The 5934-nt window shown below is 42.5% G+C and carries 2 tRNA genes and 3 rRNA genes; all 5 read left to right on the forward strand.

From position 1 onward, the window contains the following. Positions 1–282: 282 nt before the first annotated feature. The 5 genes from L8X38_RS08295 (at position 283) to rrf (ending at position 5827) form a co-directional block, all read left to right on the forward strand. A 16S ribosomal RNA gene (locus tag L8X38_RS08295) occupies positions 283–1795 on the forward strand. Between the two features lie 95 nt (positions 1796–1890). After that, positions 1891–1966: transfer RNA gene (locus tag L8X38_RS08300), tRNA-Ala, on the forward strand. Positions 1967–1974: 8 nt separating this feature from the next. After that, positions 1975–2051 (forward strand) — tRNA-Ile (locus L8X38_RS08305). A 456-nt stretch (positions 2052–2507) separates the two neighbouring features. Further along, positions 2508–5415: ribosomal RNA gene (locus L8X38_RS08310) — 23S ribosomal RNA — on the forward strand. Between the two features lie 295 nt (positions 5416–5710). After that, positions 5711–5827, forward strand: a 5S ribosomal RNA gene (gene rrf, locus L8X38_RS08315). Together the 16S, 23S and 5S rRNA genes with 2 tRNA genes alongside form the textbook arrangement of a ribosomal RNA operon. Positions 5828–5934 lie beyond the last annotated feature (107 nt).

Consider the following 5934-nt stretch of genomic DNA (forward strand, 5'->3'; position numbering starts at 1 on the left):
TTTAATAAAACTTTAAGCTTTTACTGCTATAATTTCATTTCCTTTTCAAATAAAAGGGACTTAAAAAACTTAAGATTTTTATCTTAATTTTTTATATTTGTTCTTTAAATTATTAATATTGTTAATCAAATCTTATAGTCAATCTTTGAAATCTAAATAAGTGATCGATTGAGCCAGAGATTTACCTTAATAATGTAAATCTATCAATTAATAATTAAAGATTATTTTATTAATCTTTAAAATACTTTTTCTTTGGAGAAAAAGATTAAACTATCTATATTTTTTATGGAGAGTTTGATCCTGGCTCAGAGTGAACGCTGGCGGCGTGCCTAATACATGCAAGTCGAACGATGAAGCTTTTAGCTTGCTAGAAGTGGATTAGTGGCGCACGGGTGAGTAAGGTATAGTTAATCTGCCCTACACAAGAGGACAACAGTTGGAAACGACTGCTAATACTCTATACTCCTGCTTAACACAAGTTGAGTAGGGAAAGTTTTTCGGTGTAGGATGAGACTATATAGTATCAGCTAGTTGGTGAGGTAATGGCTCACCAAGGCTATGACGCTTAACTGGTCTGAGAGGATGATCAGTCACACTGGAACTGAGACACGGTCCAGACTCCTACGGGAGGCAGCAGTAGGGAATATTGCGCAATGGGGGAAACCCTGACGCAGCAACGCCGCGTGGAGGATGACACTTTTCGGAGCGTAAACTCCTTTTCTTAGGGAAGAATTCTGACGGTACCTAAGGAATAAGCACCGGCTAACTCCGTGCCAGCAGCCGCGGTAATACGGAGGGTGCAAGCGTTACTCGGAATCACTGGGCGTAAAGGGCGCGTAGGCGGATTATCAAGTCTCTTGTGAAATCCAACGGCTTAACCGTTGAACTGCTTGGGAAACTGGTAGTCTAGAGTGAGGGAGAGGCAGATGGAATTGGTGGTGTAGGGGTAAAATCCGTAGATATCACCAAGAATACCCATTGCGAAGGCGATCTGCTGGAACTTAACTGACGCTAAGGCGCGAAAGCGTGGGGAGCAAACAGGATTAGATACCCTGGTAGTCCACGCCCTAAACGATGTACACTAGTTGTTGGGGTGCTAGTCATCTCAGTAATGCAGCTAACGCATTAAGTGTACCGCCTGGGGAGTACGGTCGCAAGATTAAAACTCAAAGGAATAGACGGGGACCCGCACAAGCGGTGGAGCATGTGGTTTAATTCGAAGATACGCGAAGAACCTTACCTGGGCTTGATATCCTAAGAACCTCTTAGAGATAAGAGGGTACTAGCTTGCTAGAACTTAGAGACAGGTGCTGCACGGCTGTCGTCAGCTCGTGTCGTGAGATGTTGGGTTAAGTCCCGCAACGAGCGCAACCCACGTATTTAGTTGCTAACGGTTCGGCCGAGCACTCTAAATAGACTGCCTTCGTAAGGAGGAGGAAGGTGTGGACGACGTCAAGTCATCATGGCCCTTATGCCCAGGGCGACACACGTGCTACAATGGCATATACAATGAGACGCAATACCGCGAGGTGGAGCAAATCTATAAAATATGTCCCAGTTCGGATTGTTCTCTGCAACTCGAGAGCATGAAGCCGGAATCGCTAGTAATCGTAGATCAGCCATGCTACGGTGAATACGTTCCCGGGTCTTGTACTCACCGCCCGTCACACCATGGGAGTTGATTTCACTCGAAGCCGGAATACTAAACTAGTTACCGTCCACAGTGGAATCAGCGACTGGGGTGAAGTCGTAACAAGGTAACCGTAGGAGAACCTGCGGTTGGATCACCTCCTTTCTAGAGTACAAACTGATAAGTCTCACAACTATCAGTTCATATATAGACTCAATCATCCTTGTTTAGATTTCAAAGATTGATGAAAAGCTAATTTTGGGGAATTAGCTCAGCTGGGAGAGCGCCTGCTTTGCACGCAGGAGGTCAGCGGTTCGATCCCGCTATTCTCCACCATTTATTAAGGGCCTATAGCTCAGCTGGTTAGAGTGCACCCCTGATAAGGGTGAGGTCACAAGTTCAAGTCTTGTTAGGCCCACCATAAAAAAGATTTGTTTATCAATCATATAATAAAGTTTTAAAACTTAAAGCAAGTATATAGCTAATAATAAAGCAATAAGTAAAGTAAAATACTTTATTACTTATGTTTTTAAATTATTTAAACTCTTTATATATACTTCCTTTAGGTTTTAAGACCTAAGCTAAATAAATAATAGAATATTTTATATATTAGATTAATTATTTAATGTTATTTGAATTATCATTGTTAAGAGTCACAAGCAAGTTTTAATAAAAACAATTTTACAGGACTTGTTAAAGGATAAAACCTAACTATCTTTTCTTTAGCTTTTAGTTAAAGACAAGTTTTAAACTCACAGCTTAGTTAGACTAATTTATTTAGTTTTATTAAGTGTTTAAATGCTTTCCGTCTTAAGATAGTAAAGTCTTATCATAAAAACTTTAACAAGGAAGTGATGCGTTTTAGAATGAATTTAAAAGGTAAGCTATTAAGAGCGAATGGTGGATGCCTTGGCTGGTAAAGGCGATGAAGGACGTACTAGACTGCGATAAGCTACGGGGAGCTGTCAAGAAGCTTTGATCCGTAGATTTCCGAATGGGGCAACCCAGTATATAGAGATATATACTACCATAATGGAGCGAACGTAGGGAATTGAAACATCTTAGTACCTACAGGAAAAGAAATCAATAGAGATTGCGTCAGTAGCGGCGAGCGAAAGCGCAAGAGGGCAAACCCAGTGCTTGCACTGGGGGTTGTAGGACTGCAATGTGCAATAGGTAAGGTTAGTAGAACACTCTGGAAAGTGTAGCCATAGAGGGTGATAGTCCCGTATACGAAAACCAAACCTTAGCTAGCAGTATCCTGAGTAGGGCGGGACACGAGGAATCCTGTCTGAAGCTGGGTCGACCACGATCCAACCCTAAATACTACTACCAGACCGATAGTGCACAAGTACCGTGAGGGAAAGGTGAAAAGAACTGAGGTGATCAGAGTGAAATAGAACCTGAAACCATTTGCTTACAATCATTCAGAGCACTATGTAGCAATACAGTGTGATGGACTGCCTTTTGCATAATGAGCCTGCGAGTTGTGGTGTCTGGCAAGGTTAAGCACACGCGAAGCCGTAGCGAAAGCGAGTCTGAATAGGGCGCTTAAGTCAGATGCTGCAGACCCGAAACGAAGTGATCTATCCATGAGCAAGTTGAAGCTAGTGTAAGAACTAGTGGAGGACTGAACCGATAGGCGTTGAAAAGCCCCCGGATGACTTGTGGATAGGGGTGAAAGGCCAATCAAACTTCGTGATAGCTGGTTCTCTCCGAAATATATTTAGGTATAGCGTTGTGTCGTAGTATAAGGGGGTAGAGCACTGAATGGGCTAGGGCATACACCAATGTACCAAACCCTATCAAACTCCGAATACCTTATATGTAATCACAGCAGTCAGGCGGCGAGTGATAAAATCCGTCGTCAAGAGGGAAACAACCCAGACTACCAGCTAAGGTCCCTAAATCTTACTTAAGTGGAAAACGATGTGAAGTTACTTAAACAACCAGGAGGTTGGCTTAGAAGCAGCCATCCTTTAAAGAAAGCGTAATAGCTCACTGGTCTAGTGATTTTGCGCGGAAAATATAACGGGGCTAAAGTAAGTACCGAAGCTGTAGACTTGATTTTATCAAGTGGTAGGAGAGCGTTCTATTTGCGCCGAAGGTATACCGGTAAGGAGTGCTGGAGCGAATAGAAGTGAGCATGCAGGCATGAGTAGCGATAATTAATGTGAGAATCATTAACGCCGTAAACCCAAGGTTTCCTACGCGATGCTCGTCATCGTAGGGTTAGTCGGGTCCTAAGTCGAGTCCGAAAGGGGTAGACGATGGCAAATTGGTTAATATTCCAATACCAACATTAGTGTGCGATGGAAGGACGCTTAGGGCTAAGCAAGCTAGCGGATGGAAGTGCTAGTCTAAGGTCGTAGGAGGTTATATAGGCAAATCCGTATAACAATACTCCGAGAACTGAAAGGCTCTTCAAAGTCTTCGGACAGCGAGGAGAATTGCTGATGCCGTCGAGCCAAGAAAAGTTTCTAAGTTTAGCTAATGTTGCCCGTACCGTAAACCGACACAGGTGGGTGGGATGAGTATTCTAAGGCGCGTGGAAGAACTCTCTTTAAGGAACTCTGCAAAATAGCACCGTATCTTCGGTATAAGGTGTGGTTCGCTTCGTATTAGGATTTACTCCGAAAGCGAAGAAACTTACAACAAAGAGTCCCTCCCGACTGTTTACCAAAAACACAGCACTCTGCTAACTCGTAAGAGGATGTATAGGGTGTGACGCCTGCCCGGTGCTCGAAGGTTAATTGATGGGGTTAGCATTAGCGAAGCTCTTGATCGAAGCCCGAGTAAACGGCGGCCGTAACTATAACGGTCCTAAGGTAGCGAAATTCCTTGTCGGTTAAATACCGACCTGCATGAATGGCGTAACGAGATGGGAGCTGTCTCAAAGAGGGATCCAGTGAAATTGTAGTGGAGGTGAAAATTCCTCCTACCCGCGGCAAGACGGAAAGACCCCGTGGACCTTTACTACAGCTTGACACTGCTATTTGGATAAGAATGTGCAGGATAGGTGGGAGGCTTTGAGTATATGACGCCAGTTGTATATGAGCCGTTGTTGAGATACCACTCTTTCTTATTTGGGTAGCTAACCAGCTTGAGTTATCCTCAAGTGGGACAATGTCTGGTGGGTAGTTTGACTGGGGCGGTCGCCTCCCAAATAATAACGGAGGCTTACAAAGGTTGGCTCAGAACGGTTGGAAATCGTTCGTAGAGTATAAAGGTATAAGCCAGCTTAACTGCAAGACATACAAGTCAAGCAGAGACGAAAGTCGGTCTTAGTGATCCGGTGGTTCTGTGTGGAAGGGCCATCGCTCAAAGGATAAAAGGTACCCCGGGGATAACAGGCTGATCTCCCCCAAGAGCTCACATCGACGGGGAGGTTTGGCACCTCGATGTCGGCTCATCGCATCCTGGGGCTGGAGCAGGTCCCAAGGGTATGGCTGTTCGCCATTTAAAGCGGTACGCGAGCTGGGTTCAGAACGTCGTGAGACAGTTCGGTCCCTATCTGCCGTGGGCGTAAGAAGATTGAAGAGATTTGACCCTAGTACGAGAGGACCGGGTTGAACAAACCACTGGTGTAGCTGTTGTTCTGCCAAGAGCATCGCAGCGTAGCTAAGTTTGGAACGGATAAACGCTGAAAGCATCTAAGCGTGAAGCCAACTCTAAGATGAATCTTCTCTAAGCTCTCTAGAAGACTACTAGTTTGATAGGCTGGGTGTGTAATGGATGAAAGTCCTTTAGCTGACCAGTACTAATAGAGCGTTTGGCTTATCTTATTTAAGCATCACTTCCTTGTTAAGGTTTTTGATAAAGCTTTGGGTGTTTTTATATGAAATATTTATATAAAAATTACATTCTTAAGTTTATAAAATCTTATAAGTAAAGTTTATATTAGAACTTGCTCTTAACATTGTTTTTTAAGTATTCTAAAATAAAACAATAAAGTATTTAGTTCAATAAAACATCTAAACTTAAGAATAAGATGAAAGTTAAAATAAAAATAATTTTTATATCTAAATCTTATTGATTGTTTTTATTATGCTATATTAAATAGAATATTTAAATAACAATGTCCGTGATTATACAGATGTGGAGACGCCTTGCTCCATCCCGAACCAAGAAGCTAAGCACATCGTGGGTGATGATACTACGCCTTACTGGCAGGGGGAAAGTAGCTCATTGCGGACTTGTTAATTCTTATTATTCTTACTTTATATATAATCCTATATTTATTTTTATTATTAGTTATTTTAGTTATTTTAGTTATTTTAGTTATTTTAGTTATTTTAGTTATT

It is taken from the genome of Campylobacter sp. CNRCH_2014_2452 (genome assembly GCF_025772865.1).
GTDB classification, from domain to species: domain Bacteria; phylum Campylobacterota; class Campylobacteria; order Campylobacterales; family Campylobacteraceae; genus Campylobacter_D; species Campylobacter_D lari_D.